We start from the raw sequence: 21,816 nt of genomic DNA on the forward strand, positions 1-21,816 counted from the left end.
ACTCGGGTGGTGCGTGCGGGGCACGGGGTGGGGCGGTCGGTGGTCAGGCGGGCTTCCAGTGGGCGGCCAGGTCGCCCCACAGGTAGGCCGTCGTCTCGACGCCCTTGAGGAGCAGGTCCAGCTCGACCTTCTCGTTCGGCGCGTGCCAGCCGTCGGACGGGACGGAGATGCCGAGGAAGAGGACGGGCGCGTGCAGGACGTCCTGCAGGTCGGCCGCGGGCCCCGAGCCGCCCTCGCGGGTGAAGCGGACCTCCTGCCCGAAGGCGCGGGCCATGGACCGTACGACCGACTGCAGCGCCGGGTGGTCCAGCGGGGTCAGGCAGGGTCGGGTCGGCGCGCCGAAGGTGATGGAGTGGCGGATTCCGGCCGGGACGCGGGCCGCGACCCAGTCCGTGACGGCCGCCTCGATCTCGTACGGGTCCTGCCCGGACACCAGGCGGAACGAAAGCTTCAGGTGTGCGGAGGCGGGCACGATGGTCTTGCCGCCGGGGCCCTGGTAGCCGCCGCCGATGCCGTTGACCTCGGCGGTCGGGCGGGCCCAGACCCGCTCCAGGGTGGAGTAGCCCTTCTCGCCCGCGGCCGCGTGGGACTTGGCCGTACGGAGCCACTCGGCCTCGTCGAAGGGCAGCTCGGAGATCAGCCGGCGCTCGGCGTCGGTGAGCTCCGTGACGTTGTCGTAGAAGCCGGGGATCGTGACCCGCTCGTCGGCGTCGTGCAGGGCCGCGACCAGGCGGGCGGCGACGGTGGCCGGATTGGGCACGGCCCCGCCGAAGGCACCGGAGTGGATGTCCTGGTCCGGGCCGTGGAAGTCGATCTCGCAGTCGGCGACGCCGCGCATGCCGGTGCAGACGGTGGGGGTGGTCTCGGACCACATGCCGGTGTCGGAGACGATCACGACATCGGCGGCGAGGCGCTCCGCCTCGCGCTCGACCAGGTCGCGGAAGTGCGGGGAGCCGGACTCCTCCTCGCCCTCGATCAGGAGCTTGAGGTGCACGGCGGGGGCGGCTGCGCCGGTGGCCGCCAGGTGGGCGCGTACGCCCAGGGTGTGGAAGAAGACCTGCCCCTTGTCGTCGGCGGCGCCGCGGCCGTACATGCGGCCGTCGCGGATCACCGGCTCGAACGGGTCGGTGTGCCAGCCGTCGGCGAGGGCGGCGGGCTGGACGTCGTGGTGCCCGTAGACGAGGACGGTGGGGGCGGCCGGGTCGGCGGCCGGCCAGTGCGCGAAGACGGCCGGGGCGCCTGCGGTCTCCCAGACCTCCGCCACCGGGAAGCCGGTCTCCTTGAGCTTCGAGGCGAGCCATTCCGCGCTGCTGCGTACGTCACCCGCGTGCTCGGGCTGCGCCGAGACGGAGGGTATGCGGAGCCACTCGGCGAGGTCGTCGAGGAAGGCGGCGCGGTGGGTGTCGATGTACGTGCGGACGACGCTGTCCGGCGGGGTGTGGCTCATGCCCACGAGCCTAGCTGTCCACCTGGTGGGCACCGTCCGGGCCCGGTTCGCCTTGGAGGATCCGCTCAAGGCGGGCGCGGTCGGGGAGGTTGCGGGGGCGGATCACGCGGCCGCTGCGGACGTGGAGGAAGGCCGCGGTGACCTGGTCGAGGGGGGTTCCGGTGGCTTCGGCCCAGGCCAGGCGGTAGACGGCGAGCTGGAGGGGATCGGCCTCGGTGGTGCGGCCGGTCTTCCAGTCGACGATCTCGTACGAGCCGTCGGCGTTCTTGTACACGGCGTCGATCCGGCCGCGGATGACCCGGCCGGCGAGGGTGAGCTGGACCGGGGCCTCCATCCGGTGGGGCGGGCGGTCGGCGTACGGGCTGCGCTCGAAGGCGGCCTTGAGGGCGTCGAGGTCGGCCTCGTCGGCGACCTCCTGGTCGGAGCCGGGGAGCTCGGTCGCCGGGTCGAGGACGTCGAGGAGGGGGAGCGGGAGCTCGTCGAAGCGGGACTCGACCCAGGCGTGGAAGCGGGTGCCCTGGCGGGCGGCGGGCTGGGGCGGCTTGGGCATGGGGCGGGCGAGCTCGCGCGCGAAGCCGGGCTCGTCCGCGGCGAGGCGGAGCAGCTGGCTGGCGGAGAGCGCGGCGGGGAGCTCGACGTCGCGGACGGCGGCGCGGGCACGGCGGAGCTCGCCCTCCAGGGCCTCGAGGTCGCGGTCCCATGAGGCGATGGCGCGGGCCTCTTCGGGGCTGAGGGGTGCCGCTGCGCTCCCGCGCGGGCTGCCGGTCTCCTGTCGGGGGCCCTCGCTCGGGGGACCGGGGACGTACGGGGCCCCGCCCCGGACCGGGCGGGCGGGGTGGGGCTCCGCCGCCCAGGGCTCGCCCGCCCAGGGGTCCTCGGCGTCCGCCCCGGCACCGGGCACGGCTCGGCCGCCCTCGTGGGGCGGGGGCTCCGCGGTCCAGGCCTCACCCGCCCAAGGGTCTTCGGAGGCTGCCGGACCGGGCGCGGGCACGGCTGCGGCGACCGCGCGGGTCGGGGGCTCCGCCGCCCAGGACTCACCCACCCACGGGTCCTCGGCGTCCCGGTACGGGCTGTCGGCGGGGGCGTCGTCGTAGGACGGTTCCTCGCAGGCCGGGGGCCACAGGTAGGGGTCGTCCTCCTGCGGGGGTGGGGCCGACAGGTAGGACTCCACCAGGGCTGCCGCCTCGCGGCGGAGGCGGAGGGAGTGGGGGTCCAGCGGGAGGGGCCAGGAGTGGTCCGGGGTGGAGGCGTCGGCGAGGACCGGGTTCTGCGCGTCGGGGGCCGGCTCGTCCGCCCAGGCCTCGATCTCGCCGAACCCGGCCGCGCAGTGCTCGTACAGGGCGGTCAGGAAGGCGGAGGGGCCGCGGCGCTTCTTCTGGGTCGGGCCCCACCAGTGGCCCGAGGCCAGGAGGAGGGAGCGGGGGCGGGTGAAGGTCACGTAGCCGAGGCGGAGTTCCTCGGTCGCCTTGTGGTCCTTCAGGGCCGCCTTGAAGGCCCTGAGGCCCGCCGAGTTCCAGGCCGGGACCTCGGGCAGGGTGGCCGCGTCGCCGCGCAGCTCGTACGGGAGCACCTTCGCGTACGAGGTCCAGGCCTCGGGTGCCTTGTCCTTCGGGAAGGACCCCGCGCAGAGGTCGGGCACGACGACCACGTCCCACTCCAGGCCCTTCGACTTGTGGGCCGTCAGGACCTTGACCGTGTTCTCCCCGCCGGGCAGGGCGTGGTCCAGGCCCTTCTCGTACTGGGCGGCCGTGCGCAGGAAGGCCAGGAAGGCGAGCAGCGAGGCCTCGCCGTCCAGGGCCGCGAAGCCGGCGGCGACGTCCATGAAGTTCGACAGCGTCTCGCGGCGGCGGGCCGCCAGGGCGTGCGGGGACGCGGACAGCTCCACCTCCAGGCCCGTTGCGGACAGCACGCGGTGCAGGACGTCCATCAGGGGATCGGCGAGGGAGCGGCGCAGGTCGCGCAGTTCCTGGGCGAGGTGCGCGAAGCGGACCCGGGCCTCCGCCGAGAAGGGCAGGTCGTCGGGGGCCGAACCGGCGCCGTCGAGGAAGGTCTCCACGGCGTCGGCCAGCGACACGATCTCGACCGGGTCGACCCCCTCCACGGCTGCCGCGAGCCGTTCGTCGGGGTCCGCGTCCGCTTCGGCGGCGGGCGAGCGGCCCACCAGCAGCCGGGCGCGGCGGCCCAGCAGGGCCAGGTCCCGGGCGCCGATCCGCCAGCGCGGGCCGATCAGGAGCCGGACGAGGGAGGCGTTGGCGCCCGGGTCCTGGAGGACCTCGCAGACGGCGACGAGGTCCGCGACCTCGGGGAGGTGGAGGAGCCCCGACAGGCCGACGACCTCCACGGGCACGTCCCGGTCGACGAGGACGGCCTGGATCCGCGCGAAGTCACCGGCGGACCGGCACAGTACGGCGATCTCGCGGGGCTCGGTCCCGGTGCGGACGAGGTGCGCCACCGAGTCCGCGAGCCACTCCAGCTCCTCGGCGTGCGTCTCCAGCAGGGCGGTCCGGACGAAGCCGGCGCCCACCGCGTCGGGCGCCGGGCGCAGCGCCTCGACGCCTTCGTGCATCGCGCGCAGCGGGGCGGCGAGCCCGTTGGCGAGGTCGAGGAGGCGGCCGCCGCTGCGCCGGTTCTCGCTGAGCGAGAGCCGGGTGGCGGGGGTTCCGTCGGCGTGCGGGAAGTGCTCGGGGAAGTCGTCGAGGTTGGCGACGGAGGCGCCGCGCCAGCCGTAGATGGCCTGGCAGGGATCGCCGACGGCGGTCACGGCGTGGCCGGTGCCCCCGCCGAAGAGCCCGGAGAGCAGCAGGCGCTGGGCGACGGAGGTGTCCTGGTACTCGTCCAGGAGCACGACCCGGAACTCCTCGCGCAGCAGGGCGCCGACCTCGGGGCGGGTGGTCGCGAGCCGCGCGGAGAGGGCTATCTGGTCGCTGAAGTCGAACAGGTCGCGGGAGCGTTTGGCGGCGCGGTAGCGGCCGACGAGCTCCAGCAGTTCGAGGCGGCCGCGCACGGCTTCCGGCACCTTGCGCAGGTCGTCGTTGGTGAGCTTGACGCCGGCGAGGGTGTTCAGCAGGTCGGTGTCGTACGCGCGCAGCGCGTCCGGTTCGACGAGGTGCTCGGAGAGCTCCGCGTCGAGCGCGAGCAGGTCGCCCACCAGGTCGGGGACGGACTTGGTGAGGGAGGGGTACGGGCCGGGGGCCTCGCGCAGCACCTTGGCCGCGAGCTGGAAGCGGGTCGCGTCGGCGAGGAGGCGGGCGCTGGGCTCCAGGCCGATGCGCAGGCCGTGGTCCTTGAGCAGCTGGCCGGCGAAGGCGTGGTAGGTGGAGATCCGCGGTTCGCCGCCGGCCGCTTCGGCGTCGGCGGGCGAAGGGTCCGGGTCGGTGATGCCGGCCCGCGCGAGGGCTCCCCGTACGCGCTCGGACAGCTCGCCGGCGGCCTTGTTGGTGAAGGTCAGGCCGAGGACGTGCTCGGGCGCGACCGCGCCGGTGCCGACCAGCCAGACCACGCGGGCGGCCATGACCGTGGTCTTGCCGGAGCCGGCGCCCGCGACGATGACCTGCGGGGCGGGCGGGGCGGTGGCGCAGGCCAGCTGTTCGGGCGTGAAGGGGATGCCGAGGAGCTCCTTGAGCTGCTCGGGGTCGGTGAGGAGGGACGGACGCGCGGACACCCGAAAAGGCTAGCCGCCCGGACCGACATCCCCGCTCACTCGACCGTCTGGCGGCCTTCGGGGCGGGCGCTGCACGCGCTGCGGAAGGAGCAGTGGTCGCACTGTCGGCCCGTGACGGGCGCGAAGCGCTCGTCGAGGACCCGCCCGGCGGCGGTGGCGAGCAGATCGCCGACCCATTGCCCGTCGAGCGGCTCCTGCGCCTGGATCTTGGGGTCGGCGGCGCCCTGGCGGAGCTGGACGAGCTCGGCGCCGCCGGGCGCGGGGCGCACTCCGTCGAAGACCTCGTCGACGGCGCCCTCACGGACCGCGAGCTGGTAGACGGCGAGCTGGGGGTGGCGCGCGACCTCCGCCTTCGTCGGCGCGGCCTTGCCGGTCTTGAAGTCGACGACGTACGCACGCCCCTGCGGGTCCGATTCGACCCGGTCCATGGAACCCCGGATCCGGACGGTGTGGTCACCCGCTTCGAGGGTGACGTCGAACTCGTGCTCGGTGGCGACGGCGGCCCGGCCCCCGCGGTCGGTGGTGTGCCAGCGCAGGAAGCGTTCGAGCGCGGCGCGGGCGTTGTCCTTCTCCTGGTGGGACTTCCAGGGGGCGTCGAAGGCGAGGGCGTCCCAGACGGAGTCGAGGCGTTCCATGAGGACGGCCAGGTCGGCGGGGGTCCGGCCGGAGGCGACCTCGTCGGCGAGGACGTGGACCACGTTGCCGAAGCCCTGGGCGGCGGTGGAGGGGGTGTCGGCCTTGACCTCGCGGCCGAGGAACCACTGCAGGGAGCAGGTGTTGGCGAGCTGGTCCAGGGCGCTGCCGGACAGGGCGACGGGGCGGTCGCGGTCGCGCAGCGGGACGCTGCTGCGGGTGGGTTCGTACAGGCCCCACCAGCGCTGCGGGTGCGCGGCGGGCACCAGGGGGCGGTCCTCGTCGTCGGTGAGCGCGGCGAGGCGGGCGAGGCGCCGGGCGGCCGCCTCGCGCAGGGCGGGCGAGGCGTCCGGGTCGACGGTGGTGGCACGCAGCTCGGCGACGAGCGCGGGGACCGCGAGGGGGCGGCGGGGGCGGCCGGTGATGTCGCGCGGGGGCACGCCGAGTTCGGTGAGGAAACGGGAAGGCTGGTCGCCGTCTTCGGCGGGGGCCTTGACGGCGGTGACGACGAGGCGGTCGCGGGCGCGGGTGGCGGCGACGTAGAACAGGCGCCGTTCCTCGGCGAGGAGGGCGCCGGGGGTGAGCGGCTCGGCGAGGCCGTCGTGGCCGATGCGGTCCGCTTCGAGGAGGGAACCGCGGCGGCGGAGGTCCGGCCACAGGCCCTCCTGGACGCCTGCGACGACGACGAGGGACCACTCCAGGCCCTTCGAACGGTGGGCGGTCATCAGCCGGACCGCGTCGCGGCGGGTGGCGCGGGCGGTGAGGGTGTCGGCGGCGATGTCCTCGGCCTCGAGCTGTTCGAGGAAGTTGAGGGCGCCGCGGCCGCCGGTGCGTTCCTCGGCGCGGGCGGCGGTGTCGAAGAGGGCGCAGACGGCGTCGAGGTCGCGGTCGGCGTTGCGGCCGGCCGCGCCGCCGCGGCGGGCCCTGCGCTCCAGCCGGTCGGGCCAGGGGGTGCCGTCCCAGAGGATCCACAGCGCCTCTTCGGCGGTGCCGCCGCCCTGGAGCAGCTCGCGGGCCTTGCGCAGGAGCAGGCCGAGGCGTTGCGCTCCGCGGGCGTAGGCGGGGTCGTGGGCGACGAGCCGCTCGGGCTCGGCGAGGGCGCGGGCGAGCAGGACGTCGGAGGGCGCGGGCACCTTGACGCCCGCGGCGCGCTCCTCGTCGCGCAGGGCACGGCCGAGCCGCCGCAGGTCGGCGGCGTCCATACCGCCGAGGGGCGAGCCGAGCAGCTCGAGGGCGGCCTCGACCGTGACGCCTCCGGCTGGGTCGTCGGGGTTCTCGGGGTCGGGCCCCGGACCCCCGGAGGAGTCGGCGGGGTCGGCCTGCCGGCCGGGGCCGGGGGGTGTTCCCCGCCCATCCACCCCAACGAGGTGGGCGAACTCGTCCACGTCCGCGCCTGCGGCGCCGTCGGCCTCCGCCGGGTCCCCGCCCGCGGCGGGCAGCCCACCGGCGGCCGGGCCGGGCCCGGCGGGCGCATCGGACGTGGGCGAAGCGGGATCCGCCGTCGGTGTCTGGGCGAAGGAGTCAGGCTCGGCGCCCGGGGTGCCGGGCAGGCCGGTGGCGGCCGGCTCGCGAACGGGCAGGACGGACTCGGCCGGCTGCTCCGGTGCAGCCGGGTCGGCGGCCGGCACGGCCAGGTCGACCGCGGCGGGCGCCGGCGGGGGCGCGGGGAGGGCGGCTGTCGCGGTGATGCGCAGGGCCGTCAGGAGGGGGGCCACGGCGGGTTCGTGGCGCAGGGGGGTGTCCGAGCCGTCGGTTTCGGCCGGGACGCCCGCCGTGATCAGGGCGCGGCGCATCGCCGGGAGGGTGCGGCCGCCGGAGCGGACCAGGACGGCCATCTCCTGCCAGGGGACGCCGTCCTCCAGGTGGGCGCGGCGCAGGATGTCGGCGATGTTGTCGAGCTCGGCGCCGGCCGTCGGGTACGTGAAGACCTCGACCCGGCCGCCCTCCCGTACCGCTGCGAGGTTCCGGTGTGCGCGGACCGCCGCGGAGGGCAGCCGGGGAACCGGCATGCGGGTCGTCAGGAGGCGGGTGGCGGCGAGCAGCGCCGAGGACGAGCGGCGGCCCACCGTCAGCGCGTGGACGGCCGCGCCCGGGAAGGCGGACTCGAAATCCAGGATGTTGTTGATGTCGGCGCCGCGGAAGGCGTAGATCGACTGGTCCGGGTCGCCGAAGGCGACCAGCGTGCCGCCGGGGCCGGTCAGGGCCCGCAGCAGCCGCAGCTGCGCGGCGTCGGTGTCCTGGTACTCGTCCACGAAGATCGCGTCGTAGGAGGAGGCGAGGGACGGGGTGCGCTCCGAGAGGAGGACCGCGCGGTGGACCAGTTCCGCGTAGTCCAGCGTGCCCTGCATGTCCAGGACGTCCAGGTACTCGGAGAGGAACGCCGCGGCCGCCTTCCAGTCCGGGCGGCCGATCCGGGTCGCGAAGGAGTCGAGCGCGGCCGGGCCCAGGCCCAGCTCTCGGGCACGGGCGAGCACGGCCCGGACCTCGTCGGCGAAGCCGCGCGTGGTCAGCGCGGCGCGCAGGTCGTCCGGCCAGCGGATGGCGCGGGCGGAACCGAGGCGGCGCTGACCCTCCAGCAGGGTGCGGACCATCACGTCCTGCTCCGGGCCGGACAGCAGCCGCAGCGGATCGGCGAAGAGGTCGGTGTCCTGGTGGGCGCGGACCAGGCCGTAGCAGAAGGAGTGGAAGGTGGTGGCCTGCGGAGCCCGCGCGCCGCCGAGCCGCAGGGCGGTCCGGTCACGCAGTTCCACGGCGGCCTTGCGGCTGAAGGTGAGGATGAGGATGCGGGCGGGGTCCGTGCCCGCCTCGACGCGGGCGGCGACGGCCTCGACGAGGGTGGTCGTCTTCCCGGTGCCCGGTCCGGCCAGGACCAGCAGTGGTCCGGCGGTGTGGTCAACCACCGCCCGCTGGGCTGCGTCCAGAACAGGGGGATCCACCCGTCCCGGCCCGGTGCGCACGAGGCGGTACGCGTCAAGGGTCCGCGTACGCCGCCGCTCGGTGCGGTCGGAGGAAGAGGTCATCACGTGAAGTGCCGGTCCTGGTGGGTCTGTCTGTGCTGCGAGGGGGTCTGCCGCGACGGCCGCGGGCGGAGCCCCGGCCGGAGTCGAAGAGGCAACGCTACGGCAAGCGGACGACCCCGCGCAGTCCCTCCGGGTCCCCCGTACGGTCCTTCGCACGTCCGCTCGACCGCCCGTGCGGGCCTCGCATGGCGGAAGCTGTCAGGTGTGAACCTCGTCGCGTTCCCCGTCGCGGCCCCCGCCGCCACCGTCGCCGCCGTTCCCGTCCCAGCGGGCCCGGCGCATGTCCAGCCGGGGTTCGCCGGCCGCCGTCGTGCGCAGCGGGGTGGACTCGGCGCGGTAGTGCTCGAGGGCGCGCCGCTCGCTGCCGGGCAGGGGTACGCCGTCCGCCCGCACCACGCGCCACCAGGGCACGGCTCCCCCGTACAGGGCCATGACGCGGCCGACTTGGCGCGGTCCTCCCTCGCCGAGCCATTCGGCCACGTCCCCGTACGTCATCACCCGGCCGGGCGGAATCCGCTCGGCCGCGTCCAGCACTCGCTCCGCGTACGCGGGCAGCTCCTCGCTCATCCGGCCCATGGTGCAGCACGTCGGCGGCCCGCCGACGGAGGGCACGGTTCCGCACCGGCTCGCACCCTGATGCCCCGCTCGCCGGTCGGTCCGTGCCACCATCTTCCGGGCGGTGACTGGTGATACGTGATCAAGAAGAGATGGATGTGACGACGAAGGAGCAGGGTGTGAGCCCTCCGGACGGCGCGACGGCGGACGACGACGCGCGCCCCGACGACGGTCCGGAGCACAGTCCCCGGGGCGGTCCGGAACACGAGGGGCGGCGCGATCCGGAGCACGGTCCGCGGCGCGCCCCGCAGGCCGGTCCGGCGGCCGGTCCCGAGGCCGGCGCGCCCGAGGCCGGTCCGCACGGCCACGCCCCCACGGCCGCCGACCGGCTCGAGGTGGACGAACCGCTGCTCGCCGCCCGCGTCCACCGGCCGTCCGACCTCGTACGCCTCCTCGTCGGCATCCTCGGCATCGCCGTCGTGCTCGGCATCGCCGCCTTCGCCCACGGCACCACCGTCGGCCTGGAAGAGGACATCAACAAGGGCACCGGCCAGGCCCCCGATCTGCTGATCAAGGTCGCCGCGCTGGTGTCGAGCATCGCGGTGCTGCTGCTCCCCGTCGCCTTCGCCATCGAGCGGCTGATCAAGCGCGACGGACTGCGCATCGCCGACGGCGTGCTCGCCGCCGTCCTCGCGCACGGGGTCACCCTCGCCACCGACCTGTGGGTCTCGCAGGCCGCCCCCGAGACCATCCAGGACGCCCTCACCCGCTCCGCGGGAGCCGGCGGGGCCCTGACCGACCCGGTGCACGGCTACCTCGCGCCCGTGATCGCGTACATGTGCGCCGTCGGGATGACCCGCAGACCGCACTGGCGCGTCGCCCTGTGGGTGGTCCTGCTGCTCGACGCGTTCACCATGCTGGTCAGCGGCTACACCACGCCCTTCTCGATCATCCTGACCGTGCTGATCGGCTGGAGCGTCGCCTACGGGACGCTGTACGCCGTCGGCTCCCCCAACGTGCGCCCCACCGGGCAGAACCTCCTCGCGGGACTGCGCCGCGTCGGCTTCCAGCCGGTCAGCGCGATGCGCGCCGAGACAAACGACGGCCCGGAGGCCTCCGAGACCGGCGACCGGGGCCGGCGCTACCACGTCACCCTGGAGGACGGCCCCCCGCTCGACGTCACGGTCGTGGACCGCGAGCAGCAGGCGCAGGGCTTCTTCTACCGGGTCTGGCGCCGGCTCACCCTGCGCGGCATCACCACCCGGCGCAGCCTGCAGTCGCTGCGCCAGGCACTGGAGCAGGAGGCACTGCTCGCGTACGCCGCCATCGCGGCCGGGGCGAACGCGCCGAAACTGATCGCCACCTCCGAGCTCGGCCCGGACGCCGTGATGCTCGTGTACGAGCACCTGGGCGGCCGGACCCTGGACGCCCTGGCCGACGAGGAGATCACCGACGACCTGACGCGCAACGCGTGGGAGCAGGTACGGGCGCTGCAGTCGCGGCGGATCGCGCACCGGCGGCTCACGGGGGACGCGCTGGTGGTGGATCGTTCCGGCACGGTCATCCTCACCGACCTGCGGGGCGGCGAGATCGCGGCCGGCGATCTGGTGCTCCGGATGGACATCGCGCAGCTGCTGACCACCCTCGGCCTGCGCGTCGGCGCGGAGCGGGCGGTGGCCTCGGCGGTGTCGGTGCTCGGCCCGGACGCGGTGGCGGACTGCCTGCCGCTGCTCCAGCCGATCGCGTTGAGCCGCTCCACGCGGGCGACGCTGCGCAAACTGGCCCGGGAGCGGGCCGAGCGGCAGCGGGAGGCCGTACTGGAGTCCTCGCGGGCGGCGAAGGCGGCGCGCGAGGCGGGCGCCGCCACGCCGGCCTCGTCGGCCGCCGACCGGAAGGCCGAGAAGAAGGCGCTGGACGACGCGCTCGAGGACGCCCGCGAGGAGGACCTGCTGAGCCAGATCCGCGGCCAGGTGCTGCTGATCCGGCCGCAGGCGCCGGTGGAGCCGGCCCGGCTGGAGCGGATCCGGCCGCGGACGCTGGTGTCGTTCATCGCGGGCGCGTTCGGCGCGTACTTCCTGCTCACGCAGCTCGCCCACGTGGACTTCGGGACGATCGTCGGCGAGGCGGAGTGGGGCTGGGTGGGGGCGGCGCTGGCGTTCTCGGCGCTCACCTACGTCGCGGCGGCGATGAGCCTGCTGGGCTTCGTACCCGAACGCGTGCCGTTCGTGCGGACCGTCGTCGCGCAGGTGGCCGGGTCCTTCGTGAAGCTGGTCGCGCCGGCGGCGGTCGGCGGTGTCGCCCTGAACACGCGCTTCCTGCAGCGGGCGGGGATCCGGCCGGGTCTCGCGGTGGCGAGCGTCGGCGCCTCGCAGCTGTTCGGACTGGCGAGCCACATCCTGCTGCTGCTGGCCTTCGGCTACCTCACGGGCACCGAGAAGACCCCGGAGATGACCCCGTCCAGAACCGTCATCGCCGGCCTGCTGACGGTGGCGGTGCTGGTGCTGGTGGTGACGGCGGTGCCCTTCCTGCGCAAGTTCGTGGTCACGCGGGTGCGGGCGCTGTTCGCGGGTGTGGTGCCGCGCATGCTGGACGTACTGCAGCGGCCGAAGAAGCTGGTAACGGGCATCGGCGGGATGCTGCTGCTGACCGTGTGCAACGTGCTGTGCCTGGACGCGTCGATCCGGGCCTTCGGCGGCGGCACCGACATCAGCCTCGCGAGCATCGCGGTGGTCTTCCTGGCGGGCAACGCCCTGGGCTCGGCGGCGCCCACGCCCGGCGGCATCGGCGCGGTGGAAACCACCCTGACGCTGGGTCTGATCGCGGCGGGCCTGGAGAAGGAGGTGGCCATCTCGGCGGTGCTGCTGTTCCGCCTGATGGTGTTCTGGCTGCCGGTCCTGCCGGGGTGGGTGTCGTTCAACTTCCTGACCCGCAAGGAAGCGATCTAGCCTCCGGCTCGGTACGCGGGTCGGGGCTCCGGGCCCGACGGCCGGGGGTGCCCTGCGGGGCTCCCGGGCTCCGCCCGAACCCGCGCCTCAAACGCCTGCGAGGCTGAACTGCCCTGGCCGGGTGCGCCGCGCCGCGTAATCCTCCGCCGACCTGCCCTCTGGGCTCCCGCCGCGGGGGCGGTTCCGGTGGGGGCGGGTGCGCGCCGGGGCACCTCCTCGGGCGCCGAACGTGGCCAGGGGGTGGGCAGTTCTGCGGGACAGTGTTCGGCGCCCTGCGGGGGCGCCCCGGCACACACCCGTCCCCACCGGAACCTGGACCGGACCCCCCGGATGGGTCAGCGCGGGGGCGGGCCGGGGGAAGGGCGCAGAGGATGGGGGCATGCCGAGAAAAGTCCTGCGGGTCACCGTCACCGCCGCCGTCGCGGCCGCGCTGCTCACCACCGGGGCGTGCTCCGACGACGGCGACGGGAAGAAGACGAAGGCCGACGGCACCAAGGAGGTCCGGCCCCTCAAGTGGGGTGCCTGTGAGGCCCCCACCGCCCTGGAGGGCGGCGGCCAGGCCCCGCCCAAGGACTGGCAGTGCGCCACCCTCGACGTCCCGCTCGACTACGCGAAGCCCGAGGGCGAGACGATCCCGATCGCGCTGATCCGCGCCCGGGCCCGCGACAAGGAGAACCGGATCGGATCGCTGGTCTTCAACTTCGGCGGGCCCGGCGGCTCCGGCATCAGCACCCTCCCCGGCGCCGCCAAGGAGTACGAGGCCCTGCGCGCCCGGTACGACCTGGTCAGCTTCGACCCCCGCGGGGTGGGCCGCAGCGCCCCCGTCCGCTGCGAGGACGACAGGCAGCTGGACGCGTACTACGCCCAGGACTCCACGCCCGCGACCCCGGCGCAGGAGAAGGACTTCGTCGACAACATCCGCACCTATCAGAAGGCCTGCGAGAAGAACTCCGCCGACCTCCTCCCCCACGTCGGGACCTCGAACGCCGCCCGCGACCTGGACCGCATCCGCCAGGCCCTCGGCGACGAGAAGCTGTACTACTTCGGGATCTCCTACGGCACCGAGCTCGGCGGGGTCTACGCCCACCTCTTCCCCAAGAACGTGGGCCGGGCCGTCTTCGACGCCGTCGTCGACCCGACGAAGACCTCCGAGGAGGGGGCGCTGGGCCAGGCGAACGGCTTCCAGCTGGCCCTCGGCAACTTCGCCCAGGACTGCGTGGACCGCGGTGACGAGTGCCGGCTCCAGGGCAGCACGGCCAAGGAGATCGAGGCGAACGTCATCAAGCTCCAGAAGGAGCTGGCCGCGAAGCCCATCCCGGGCGCGGGCGACCGGAAGCTGACCGAGACCGCCGCGACCAACGGCATCGCCCAGGCGCTGTACTCCAAGGAGTTGTGGCCGCTGCTGGAGCAGGGGCTGGACGAGGCCGAAGGCGGCCAGGGGCAGCTGCTGCTCGCGTTGTCCGACGCGCTCAACGGCCGGGACGAGCACGGCCGCTACAGCAACATCGGCGCCGCGAACACCGCGATCAACTGCGCGGACTCCAAGGACCGCTACACGCTGGAGCAGACCAAGTCCAAGCTGCCGGCGTTCCGTTCGGCCTCGCCCGTCTTCGGGGACTTCCTCGGCTGGGCGATGATGAGCTGCACCGGCTGGCCGGTCGCGGGCGCCTGGGAGACCCCGGACGTGTCCGCCCCCGGATCCGCCCCGATCCTGGTGATCGGCAACACCGGGGACCCGGCCACGCCGTACGAGGGCGCCCGCAAGATGGTCGAGCGGCTCGGCCCCGGCGTCGGCGTGGAGCTCACGTACAAGGGCGAGGGCCACGGCGCCTACAACAGCGGCGACTCCTGCGTGCAGCAGGCGGTGAACTCCTACCTGCTGGACGGGAAGATGCCGGGCGCCAACACCGTCTGCGCTCCCGCTCCGGGGCAGAGCCCGGCGGAATCGGAATCCCCCGTGGCGCCGCCGCAGCCGCTCGGCGCCTGAAGCCCGGGCACGCAGACACGCAGACACGCAGCCACGCAGACACGAGGAAGGGGCCGTCCCGCCTGTGCGGTACGGCCCCTTCCTCGTGTGACTAGTAGACCGGCTTCTCGGGCTCGATCTGGTGGACCCAGCCGATGACGCCGCCGCCGACGTGGACCGCGTCCGCGAAGCCCGCGGACTTCAGGACCGCGAGGACTTCCGCACTGCGGACACCCGTCTTGCAGTGCAAGACGATCCGCTTGTCCTGCGGCAGGTCCTGGAGGGCGGTGCCCATCAGGAACTCGCCCTTGGGGATCAGCCGCGCGCCGGGGATCGAGACGATCTCGTACTCGTTGACCTCGCGGACGTCGATGATCTCGATGTTCTCGCCGTCGTCGATCCACTCCTTGAGCTGCTTGGGAGTGATCGTCGAACCGGCGGCCGCCTCCTGGGCCTCCTCCGACACGACGCCGCAGAAGGCCTCGTAGTCGATGAGCTCGGTGACGGTCGCGTTCGGACCGCAGACCGCGCAGTCGGGGTCCTTGCGGACCTTGACCTGGCGGTACTGCATCTCCAGGGCGTCGTAGATCATCAGACGGCCGACCAGCGGCTCGCCGACGCCCGTGAGGACCTTGATGGCCTCGGTGACCTGGATGGACCCGATGGACGCGCAGAGCACGCCCAGCACGCCGCCCTCGGCGCAGCTCGGGACCATGCCCGGCGGCGGGGGCTCCGGGTAGAGGCAGCGGTAGCACGGGCCGTGCTCGGACCAGAAGACCGAGGCCTGGCCGTCGAAGCGGTAGATCGAACCCCATACGTACGGCTTGTTCAGCAGGACGCAGGCGTCGTTGACCAGGTAGCGCGTGGCGAAGTTGTCCGTGCCGTCGACGATGAGGTCGTACTGGCTGAAGATCTCCATCACGTTCTCGGCTTCGAGCCGCTCTTCGTGAAGGACCACGTTCACGTACGGGTTGATGCCCAGGACGCTGTCGCGGGCCGACTCGGCCTTGGAGCGGCCGATGTCCGCCTGGCTGTGGATGATCTGGCGCTGGAGGTTCGACTCGTCGACCTCGTCGAACTCGACGATGCCCAGCGTGCCGACACCGGCCGCGGCGAGGTACATGAGGGCGGGCGAGCCGAGGCCGCCGGCGCCCACGGCCAGCACCTTGGCGTTCTTCAGGCGCTTCTGGCCGTCCATCCCGACATCGGGGATGATCAGGTGACGCGAGTACCGGCGGACCTCGTCAACGGTGAGCTCAGCAGCTGGCTCAACCAGGGGTGGCAGCGACACGGGGACTCCAGGGTCATCCCCGCGGACGCGGGGAATTTGTAGGTTGTTCTATCCCGTAACACTGCCACGCCCGTCTTCATTCCAAGACACCTGTCCCGATACGTGAGACGATTTCGTCCCAGTACGCGGGCATTGAGGCCCACGGATCCCGGTCCGCCGCCCCGCGCCGGTCGGTGAACCAGATGGTGCCCGCGCCCTGCCAGCGGGCGATCCGCATGGCCTCCTCCAGGTGGGTCCGGGGCACCCCGTGGACGAGGTGGCAGAACCGCTCCGCCGGATGGTCGGCGGTCCACTCCGCCACCTGTGACCAGCGGTAGTCGGCCCAGGCCCCGGAGAAGGTGACCAGCTGGTCGGCGGCCTCCACGTAGCCCTCGTACGGATGCGTACCGTGCCCGAGCACGATCCGGATGTCCTCGCCGAGGCCGCGCAGGGTGTCGGCGACGCGGCGCACCGAGGCCAGTTCCGCCTGCCCGGCCGGGGCGTCGGCGAGGTAGAAGCCGCCCACCCCGTACCAGTCGCGGAAGCGGTGGGCGTCGGAGACCAGCTCCCCGAAGGTCCGTTCGCCGTCCCTCATCGCGAGATGACCGAGGAGCCGGGGACCCGCGCCGTCGGCGCCGCGGAGCTTCGCCGCCGCCTCCGTGCAGTGCGGGTCGGGCCGGCCGCCCGGACCGTCCGTGACGTTGAGCACGGCCCAGTGCAGCGGGGTGCCAGGGCGGGTCAGCTCGGCCCACTCGACGGGGGCGAGCAGCGGGTGCGCGTAGCCGGGGACGCCGAGACCGAGGCGGCCGGCCTCGGTCGCGGCGGCGGTCGCGGCCCCCGGCGGGGTGGTCAGATGCGGCACGCCGCCTCCATCCAGATGTCCGCGAGGGACTCCTCCAGGTTGATCCGGGGCCGCCAGCCGAGGCGGTCGCGGGCGGTGCGGACGTCGGCCTGCTGCCAGGCCCCGCAGCCGTCGGGGTAGGGGTACGGGGGCGGGGCCGCGGCGGCCAGCTGCTCGGCCGTCACCTCGGAACGGGGGGACCCGATGGCGGCGAGCCCCGCCGGGCGGCCGGGGTGGGGGTGCGCGTGCTGCTGCGGTCCGCCGTGCGGCACGTCCAGCTCGTGCAGGGCGCCCCCGTATCCGGCGACCCGGGCCAGGACGGCGGCCGCGTCGCGCAGCCGGACCGCGCGGCCGGTGCCGATGTTGACGACGCCCTGGGCGGCCGAGAGGGAGGCGGCGTGCACGGCCCGCGCCACGTCCCGTACGTCCACGAAATCGCGCTGCACGCCGAGGCCGCTGAGCTTGAGCTCCCCATCGCCGGACTGCATGGCGCGGCGCATGGCCTCGGCGAGCCGGCCGAGGGGGGATCCGGCGGGGGTGCCGGGGCCGACGGGCGAGAAGATCCGCAGGACGACGGCGTCCAGTCCGGAGCCGAGCACCAGCTCGGTGGCGGCCAGCTTGCTGACCCCGTACGGCCCGCCGGGTCTCGGGACGGCGTCCTCCGCCGTCGAGGACCCGGGCTGGCTGGGTCCGTACTCGGCGGCGCAGCCGAGCTGGACCAGGCGGGCCCCGCAGCCGCTGCGGCGCAGCGATTCGCAGATGGTCGCGACGGCGACCGTGTTGTGCCGGGTCAGCTCCCGGGCCCCGCCGCGGGTGGCGCCGGCGCAGTTGATGACGACGCCCGGGTGGACGGCGTCGAGGAACCGGGTGAGCGCGCCGGGGCTGCCGGTGGCGAGGTCGAAGCGCACGTCGGCGTCGTCCCCGCGGCCGAGCGCGGTGAGCTGCACGGCCGGGTCGGCGAGGAGTCGGTCGGCGACGTAGCGGCCGAGGTATCCGTTGGCTCCGATCAGCAGCACCCTCATCGCGTGGCCCCTTGGTCGGTTGGCTGGCCGGTCATCTTCTGTTTCTCCTTGCGAGTGGGTGGATGGGGCCGCGCATGGGCGGATGCGCGGGACAGCGCGAGGACGGCGTGTACGAGGAGTCCCGCCGCGGCGGCGGACACCGCCGCGGGAGCCGGGACGAGGGCGAGTGCCAGAGCGGCGGCGACGGGCCCGCGGTGGGCTCCGTGGCGCAGCAGGAGCCGGGTCAGGAACAGCACCAGGGCGAGCGGTACGGCCGCGGTGAGCGGTGCTCCGGCGAGCGCGGCCGCCCCCGCGGCGGCCGCGGTGAACGCGGCGACGGCCGCGAGGAGGAGGGGCCGGGCCCGGTCGGCGAAGTCCTCCAGGGCGCGGCTCCCGGCGAGCCGGGCCGTCGCGCGGGCGGCGAAGGCGGCGGCGAGCAGGTGGCCGGGGGCGACGGCCAGGGCGAGGCCGACGGCGAGCGCGGTGCCGTGGCGGTACGCGGCCCAGCCGGTGGCGGCCGCGGCGAGCAGGTGCGCGGCGTAGGGGAACCGGCCGGCGGCGGCCCGGCCGGGCCATACGAGGGCGGCGACGGTCACGGCCACGGCGGCGGACCCGGCCCACGGCAGCCCGGCGGCGGCCGCCGCTCCGGCGAGGGCGCCGGGCAGGAGGGCGTACCCGAACCCCCGGAAGGCGGAGGCCCGGGCCGGCGGCTGGGCGGCGGCGGGGGCCTCCCCTCTCGGGGTACGGGCGTACATCTCCTCGGCGAGCGAGAAGACGTCCCGGTGCCGGAAGCGCGCGGCGGTGCGGTCGGTGACCCCGTGGGCCTCCAGCCCGGCGGCGATCTCCAGCGGGTCGACGGCGCGCTCGCACAACTCCCGGTGCCGGTGCAGCAGCGCCTTGACGGGGTCGCCCTTGGCCCGCCGCCGGGCCGCCTGCGGCGTCGCTACGGGGGTGTCCTGCCGCGCCCCCTCGGAGCGGGGGGCGGCCCACCCGGACCCGCCGAGGGCCCTTTCCCCCTCCCCGGGGGCGCCTCCCGCCTCGCCGGGAGCGACTCGAGCCTCGGCGGGGGCCATTTCAGCCTCGCCGGCGTTTGAGGCGCGGGGGTCCGGGGGCAGCGCCCCCGGCAACGGCGCCGCGCCGAACCCACCACCGGAGGACGGCATCGCAGGTGCGGCGCCGCCGCCGGGGCCCCGCCCCGGACCCCGCGCCTCAAACGCCGGCGAGGCTGGAAAAGAGGTGGTCATGCGGTCGCCTCCGGGACGGGGGCCCACGTGGGCGTGGTCCAGTGCCCCGGCACACGGGCCTCCGGGGGCTGGGCAAAGGGAACGTCCCCGTCCGGGCGGGCGGAGCCGCGTGCCAGCAGCCGCAGGTAGATCTCCCGGAAGGCGGCCACGTTCTGTTCAACGGTGAACAGCTCCAGGGCCCGCGCCCGGGCGGCGGCCCCCAGTCGCCGGGCGCGATCGGGGTCGCCCAGCAGCGAGAGGCAGGCCTCGGCGAGGGCCCGCGGGTTGCGCGGCGGGACCACCAGCCCGGTGCCCCCGATGACCTCGCACACGGCACCCACGTCCGTGGACACGGTGGCCCGCCCGCAGAACATCGCCTCGACCAGGGTGATCGGGAAGCCCTCGATCACGGAGGACAGCAGGACGACCCGCCCCGCCCCGTACGCCTCCGCCGGGGACGGCACGTCGGGACCGCCGATCTCCTCGAAGGTGACGGGGCTCTCCCCCACCGTGAGGGCGTCGGCGGCCTCGTCCGGGAACAGCTGCGCCGCCAGGGCCCTGCAGTCGGCGAGGTAGCCGGGGGCCGCGGCGGTGGCGAAGATCCGCAGCCGCGTCTGCGGTGCGGCCCTGCGGATCTCGGCGAAGGCGTGCAGCAGGGCGATGAGGTCCTTGGCGGGCTCTATCCGGCCGACCCACACGAGGGTGTCGGGGTCTCCTCCGTCCACGGCCTCCCCGACGGTGGCGAATCGGTCCGCCTCCATCCCCGGGTAGACGGTCCGCACCCGGTCCCGGGTGGCCCCGCACCGCTCCTGCCAGCGCCGCGCGTGCGCGTTGCCCGGGGTCAGCAGGTCGGCCCGGTCGTAGATCTCGCCGGCGAGCCGGATGTGGAAGGCCGCGAGCAGGGCCCGTACGGCCGGCCGCGCACCGGGCCGGTGGTCCAGGTAGTGCGCCCGCAGCTGCACCCCGTACTCGGTGACCAGCAGCGGGACTCCGAAGAAGCGTTTGGCCAGCAGTCCGGGGAGCGCCGCGACGCCGCCCGCGGCCGCGTGGCAGACGTCGACCGCGCCGAGACCGCCGGGCCCGGGCTCCTCGTACCAGTCGAGGGACAGCGGCCTCAGCATGCGCTCCAGTTCGTCCACGGACTCCAGCAGGTCCGGCACCTGCGCCGCCTGTACGGCCCGGCCCGCGCCGGGGGCCCGGCACGCGGACTCCAGCAGCCGCACCGCGGACTCGGAGCGCAGGGCCGCGTACAGCCCGCCCTGTTCGCGGGCGAGTTCGGCGAGCCCGTAGAGCCCGGTGGCGAAGGCCCCGGCCTCGCCGGCGCAGATCCCGCGGACCAGCTCCCCGAAGCAGTCGGCGAACCGCCGGCGCTCGCGCCGGGAGTACGTCCGCCCGTCGTCGGCCGGGGCCCACAGGGGGGCGGTCCGGACTGCGGTGACGTGCTCCGGCAGCGGGACCCGTGCGCGTTCCTGCTCGGCGCTGCGGCTCAGTGCGTAGAGCTCGAACTCGTGCTGCGGGAGCCCGCGCACGAGCCGGTCGCACCACAGCCTCGCCTCTCCCGTGGCAAACGGATAACCACCCTCCGTGAGTAGTCCGATCCGCACGAGTGGCACCCCCGATCTCCCGTTCAGGGCGGTCGCCGTCGGTCCGGTGACCCGCCGCGGGAGAACTCAAGCGGATATGCCGAAGGCGCGGCGGACGGTTGTCCGTCGCGCCACCGGAAGGGGTGAAGAGTCGTAACTTTCCCGCACGGTTCGCGTTCGAGCACGCTAAGAAAGCGTGGCGGGCCGGTGGTTGGAGGGTGGTGTCACGTGCACACCTCCTGCCCCGTCAATTCCCCGGGTACACCCACGGGTTGGGCTTGCACTGGACGCCGTCGATGTCGAGGGACTTGGTCTGCTGCTGCATGATGGGCGCGAGCGCGCCCGGGGTGCGGCAATTGACGTGGCCGTGTCCGAGGCGGTGGCCGACCTCGTGGTTGATGAGCATCTGGCGGTAGGCGAACATCTGGTCCGGGCCGTACGTCGCCGAGCCCTGGGCCCAGCGGAACGCGTTGATCATCACGCGGTCGGTGGACGCCGAGTCGCAGGAGACGTTGTCGATGGTGGTGTCGAGCCCGGACTTGGCGCACCAGGCCCCGGTGGTCCCCGGGCTGGCCAGGGTGATCACGAAGTCGGCCTCGCCGCCCGGCACCCGCTCAAAGGTCTTCGTCCCGCCGTGCCCCCAGCTGCGGTCGTCGTTGAGGGTGCGGTGGACGGCCTCGGCGAAGAGCTGCGGATCCAGGCCGAGGCCCTGCTCGACGTCGACCCGGTAGCGCACGACCTTGCCCTTGCCGGGGGCCTTGGCCAAGCCGGGCACGGTGTCGAAGGTCCCGGGCCCGGTGAGCTTCTCGTCGATCGGCAGCTGCTGGGCCATCTTCTGCTCGTACGTGAGCTCCTGCGCGGGAGCGGACGCGGAAGCCGACGGCGCCGGGGCGGCCGCTCCCGGCGCCGCCGCTGCGCCGTCGGGCCGGTGGGCGGCGGCGTCGGCCCGGCCGTCGTCCTTGGCGGCGAGCGGAGCGTGCGGGGCGCCGTCCCCGTCGGAGACCACCTGGACGGCGACGGCGACGGCGAGGACGGTGGTGACGGCCGCGGCGGCCATGCCGGTGTAGGTCCGGACCTTCCGGCCGCGCCCCGGCCCGGGCCGCTCCGCCGCCGCCACGGGCACGGCGGCGTCGGCCGGTTTGCGCGGTCCCGGTACCCGGCGGTGGGAGCCGGTGGAGGTGACGGCGTCGGGCGCGGGCCCGGCAACCCGGGAGGGCGGCGGCGCGGGCGTCGGCTCCAGGGTGATCTGCGGGAAGCCCACCGCGGGGGTGCCGAAGGCGGGGGTGTCGGTGTCCAGGACGGCGGCGGCCGGGTGCGCGCCGCGGGTGCGCGGCACCCCGCGCCAGTCCCCGTACACGGCGCCGGCGTTGGCGCCGGCGCGGGTCCCTCGGGCGCCGCCGGGCTCGTACGGCTCGGGATGGCCGCCGGGGACGGGCGGCTCCTGGTGCACGTACCCCTGGTGGGTGACGGTGGGTTCCGGCCACGCCCGAACGCGGGGTTCCCCGTGGGTCCCGAACGCGTCGAAGGCCTCGTAGGTCTCGTGGCTCCCGTGGGTGTCGTGACTCCCGTAGGTGTCGTAGACCTCGAACGCGTCGTACGGGAGGGGGTCGGGCTCCGCGGGCGCCGGCGCCGGGGCAGGAGCGGGGGCCTTGCGACTATGTCGTCCCACGG

Annotated in this window: 12 protein-coding genes; 2 read left to right on the plus strand and 10 right to left on the minus strand. The window is 74.7% G+C overall.

Annotation, left to right across the window (positions count from 1 at the left end):
* Positions 1 to 43: 43 nt before the first annotated feature.
* The 4 genes from ACIP5M_RS19760 to ACIP5M_RS19775 all read right to left on the minus strand — a co-directional run bounded on the left by ACIP5M_RS19760 (position 44) and on the right by ACIP5M_RS19775 (position 9,328).
* Positions 44 to 1,447: a dipeptidase gene (locus ACIP5M_RS19760; protein ID WP_401198681.1), complete on the minus strand. Its 1,404-nt coding sequence runs from the start codon at positions 1,445 to 1,447 to the stop codon at positions 44 to 46.
* 10 nt (positions 1,448 to 1,457) lie between these two features.
* On the minus strand, positions 1,458 to 5,108 hold the full coding sequence (locus ACIP5M_RS19765) for a UvrD-helicase domain-containing protein (RefSeq protein WP_401198682.1): 3,651 nt from the start codon (positions 5,106 to 5,108) through the stop codon (positions 1,458 to 1,460).
* A gap of 35 nt (positions 5,109 to 5,143) precedes the next feature.
* On the minus strand, positions 5,144 to 8,761 hold the full coding sequence (locus ACIP5M_RS19770) for an ATP-dependent helicase (protein ID WP_401198684.1): 3,618 nt from the start codon (positions 8,759 to 8,761) through the stop codon (positions 5,144 to 5,146).
* 198 nt (positions 8,762 to 8,959) lie between these two features.
* Entirely contained in the window at positions 8,960 to 9,328 is a 369-nt protein-coding gene (locus ACIP5M_RS19775) for an MGMT family protein (protein WP_401198685.1), read from the minus strand.
* A 140-nt stretch (positions 9,329 to 9,468) separates the two neighbouring features.
* Between ACIP5M_RS19775 and ACIP5M_RS19780 the strand changes: the two genes are divergently transcribed.
* The gene (locus tag ACIP5M_RS19780) at positions 9,469 to 12,261 is read left to right on the plus strand and encodes a lysylphosphatidylglycerol synthase domain-containing protein (RefSeq protein ID WP_401198687.1); all 2,793 of its coding nucleotides are present in this window, start codon (positions 9,469 to 9,471) and stop codon (positions 12,259 to 12,261) included.
* Positions 12,262 to 12,640: 379 nt separating this feature from the next.
* On the plus strand, positions 12,641 to 14,248 hold the full coding sequence (locus ACIP5M_RS19785) for an alpha/beta hydrolase (RefSeq protein ID WP_401198688.1): 1,608 nt from the start codon (positions 12,641 to 12,643) through the stop codon (positions 14,246 to 14,248).
* Between the two features lie 91 nt (positions 14,249 to 14,339).
* Here ACIP5M_RS19785 and moeZ read toward each other — a convergent pair whose 3' ends face one another.
* From moeZ to ACIP5M_RS19815, 6 genes are all read right to left on the minus strand, one after another.
* On the minus strand, positions 14,340 to 15,518 hold the full coding sequence (gene moeZ, locus ACIP5M_RS19790) for an adenylyltransferase/sulfurtransferase MoeZ (RefSeq protein ID WP_401198689.1): 1,179 nt from the start codon (positions 15,516 to 15,518) through the stop codon (positions 14,340 to 14,342).
* Between the two features lie 76 nt (positions 15,519 to 15,594).
* Positions 15,595 to 16,359, minus strand: a complete 765-nt coding sequence (locus ACIP5M_RS19795) for a spherulation-specific family 4 protein (RefSeq protein ID WP_401198691.1) — start codon at positions 16,357 to 16,359, stop codon at positions 15,595 to 15,597.
* Positions 16,347 to 17,360, minus strand: a complete 1,014-nt coding sequence (locus tag ACIP5M_RS19800) for an NAD-dependent epimerase/dehydratase (protein WP_401198693.1) — start codon at positions 17,358 to 17,360, stop codon at positions 16,347 to 16,349. The genes ACIP5M_RS19795 and ACIP5M_RS19800 overlap by 13 nt, the downstream gene beginning before the upstream one ends.
* Positions 17,357 to 18,412, minus strand: coding sequence for a hypothetical protein (locus ACIP5M_RS19805; protein ID WP_401198695.1), 1,056 nt, complete (start codon positions 18,410 to 18,412; stop codon positions 17,357 to 17,359). The genes ACIP5M_RS19800 and ACIP5M_RS19805 overlap by 4 nt, the downstream gene beginning before the upstream one ends.
* Before the next feature lie 167 nt (positions 18,413 to 18,579).
* Positions 18,580 to 20,166: a DUF3492 domain-containing protein gene (locus tag ACIP5M_RS19810; RefSeq protein WP_401198696.1), complete on the minus strand. Its 1,587-nt coding sequence runs from the start codon at positions 20,164 to 20,166 to the stop codon at positions 18,580 to 18,582.
* A 226-nt stretch (positions 20,167 to 20,392) separates the two neighbouring features.
* Positions 20,393 to 21,814: a DUF3152 domain-containing protein gene (locus ACIP5M_RS19815; RefSeq protein ID WP_401198698.1), complete on the minus strand. Its 1,422-nt coding sequence runs from the start codon at positions 21,812 to 21,814 to the stop codon at positions 20,393 to 20,395.
* Positions 21,815 to 21,816: the final 2 nt, after the last annotated feature.

Source organism: Streptomyces sp. NPDC088762 (assembly GCF_044750905.1).
Lineage (GTDB): Bacteria > Actinomycetota > Actinomycetes > Streptomycetales > Streptomycetaceae > Streptomyces.

Bases quoted from the DNA above. Each gene is read 5' to 3' on its own strand.
- ACIP5M_RS19760 (WP_401198681.1), bottom strand. From the start codon at position 1,447: ATGAGCCACACCCCGCCGGACAGCGTCGTCCGCACGTACATCGACACC.
- ACIP5M_RS19770 (WP_401198684.1), bottom strand. From the start codon at position 8,761: ATGACCTCTTCCTCCGACCGCACCGAGCGGCGGCGTACGCGGACCCTT.
- ACIP5M_RS19775 (WP_401198685.1), bottom strand. From the start codon at position 9,328: ATGAGCGAGGAGCTGCCCGCGTACGCGGAGCGAGTGCTGGACGCGGCC.
- ACIP5M_RS19780 (WP_401198687.1), top strand. From the start codon at position 9,469: ATGGATGTGACGACGAAGGAGCAGGGTGTGAGCCCTCCGGACGGCGCG.
- ACIP5M_RS19785 (WP_401198688.1), top strand. From the start codon at position 12,641: ATGCCGAGAAAAGTCCTGCGGGTCACCGTCACCGCCGCCGTCGCGGCC.
- ACIP5M_RS19800 (WP_401198693.1), bottom strand. From the start codon at position 17,360: ATGAGGGTGCTGCTGATCGGAGCCAACGGATACCTCGGCCGCTACGTC.
- ACIP5M_RS19805 (WP_401198695.1), bottom strand. From the start codon at position 18,412: ATGGCCCCCGCCGAGGCTCGAGTCGCTCCCGGCGAGGCGGGAGGCGCC.